This window comes from Streptomyces sp. NPDC058664, from assembly GCF_042716635.1.
Lineage (GTDB): Bacteria > Actinomycetota > Actinomycetes > Streptomycetales > Streptomycetaceae > Streptomyces.
The window spans coordinates 1,457-3,151 of the sequence record NZ_JBHXRW010000167.1 but is presented as its reverse complement, the minus strand read 5'-3'; the positions used below and the strand labels follow the sequence as shown (position 1 = coordinate 3,151).

Annotated in this window: 1 protein-coding gene; it reads right to left on the bottom strand. The window is 61.6% G+C overall.

Going from position 1 to position 1,695, the window contains the following annotated elements; translation table 11 throughout:
- Nucleotides 1–83: 83 nt before the first annotated feature.
- On the bottom strand, nt 84–494 hold the full coding sequence (locus ACFWUY_RS41100) for a transposase (RefSeq protein WP_384121986.1): 411 nt from the start codon (nt 492–494) through the stop codon (nt 84–86).
- Between the last annotated feature and the right edge of the window lie 1,201 nt (nt 495–1,695).

The window sequence follows — 1,695 nt, the reverse complement described above, 5'->3', positions numbered from 1 at the left end:
TGCGGCGGATAGTGCTTCATGACCACGAGATGTCCGTTCTCAGATCCTCAGGATCCAGTGTCTCGTGTGTCCAACATCAGGGGTCAAGGCCCCTGGCAGGACCAGCCGTTGCGCACCAGCAGTTTTCGCACGCCCTGGATGGTGTAGGTCAGATGGAAACGCCGGCCGATCACCGTCTTGACCCGCGCCAGCGTCCATCGCTGGTCCTCCCAGCCGTGGACGGCTGGCCCCTTGGCAAGCTCCGCCTCCAGCTGGACGAACTGCTTCTCGCTCAGCCTCGGCAGCGACGCCGGCCCCTGCGACCGCAGAGCACGCGGCCCGTCCTCTTCCCACATCTGCCGCCACCGCTGCACCGAGCGGACGCTGACCCGCAGGTCCTTGGCGATCACCGCACTCGCCTCGCCCTGGGCGAACCTCTCGGCCGCCTTCAGGCGTAACTCCTCGCGGAACTGCTGACGTTCGGTGGTCAGCCCGCCCCCTTGTGGATACCGCATGCCCCGGTGATACCGCAGAGGACTGCCGCCCGTCAGCCCCTACGACACCACGAGTTCAACCTCAGTAGCTGCGGCCACCAGGCCCACGCGGACACGGTGGGCGCCCTGAACGTTCTACGGGCCGGGCTGGTCCGTCGCAAAGCCGCACCGGCATAGCGAGAAGCCCCCTCATCTATGAGGGGGAGGAGTCACTAGACGGTTGACGGGCCATGGGGTTGGCACCGGCCCGGTTCGGTTTGACGGATCCCGTAAGGCATGGGTATGTACTACTCACTCCTTTGATGTGCCGCCGCGCAAGACTCTTCTTACTCGTTAGAGAGCTAGACAACAATCCGCGAAAGGTTCAGACCATGAATGAGAAGAAGAGTTCTCACATCGCCGCATTTTTGGTAGCTGCCGCAGTCGTTGCCACTCTCTCTTCCTTCCTTCCGCACGTTCGTAGAGAAGCGGGACGTTAGCGCAAACGACAATCACACGTTCTCGTCCAGTTGCCCTAGGTTCCGCCATCGGGCCGCTTTCAATCTTTTCTTCACAGTGATCGGCGAACTGAAGACCTGCGCGCACGTGCACCGTCCGCTAGTCGAGATCCTGCGACAAGGAACTCCCACAGGCAGCCGAGCGACCCCGGACAACGAGGACGAGCGCGCCAGGTGCTCTCAAGGCGCTAGCTGACGACTACCTGGGCGGAGCGAACCAAACGGCCGGCCACAAGATTACCTATTGCAGCACCTGCAGACTCATCAGGCCACACCTGATGACTTTCGTCCGGCTTCCGAGCGCAAAGCAGAAGTGCGCCCTGGACCGCCTACCCAGACCCGCCGCTACGGTTGACCACCCGCCACCCGTGCCATGCCCGGGGTTACACCGGATTCGTAGCGCGATGCCTAAGATCACTGAACTGCCAAGCGCCAACAGATATCCACTTGGGTATCCACTGCTCACGCCGTGGAGCTCCTCTGTAGATCATCTTTGTGCAGGGCTCGGATTTTTCGTTCGAGTCTTCATGATTCTGCTCGATCTTGGAGGAAAATATGAGCTACGCCAACGGTGGTCTTACCACTTACCACGCTGAGGTTGTTCTGGCGGAGCCGGGGAGCCAGTTGAACCACGCTGAGGTTGTTCTGGCGGAGCCGGGGAGCCAGTTGAACCACGCTGAGGTTGTTCTGGCGGAGCCGGGGAGCCAGTTGAACCACGCTGAGGT

Coding starts and splice junctions, on each gene's coding strand:
- ACFWUY_RS41100 (WP_384121986.1), bottom strand. CDS start 494: ATGCGGTATCCACAAGGGGGCGGGCTGACCACCGAACGTCAGCAGTTC.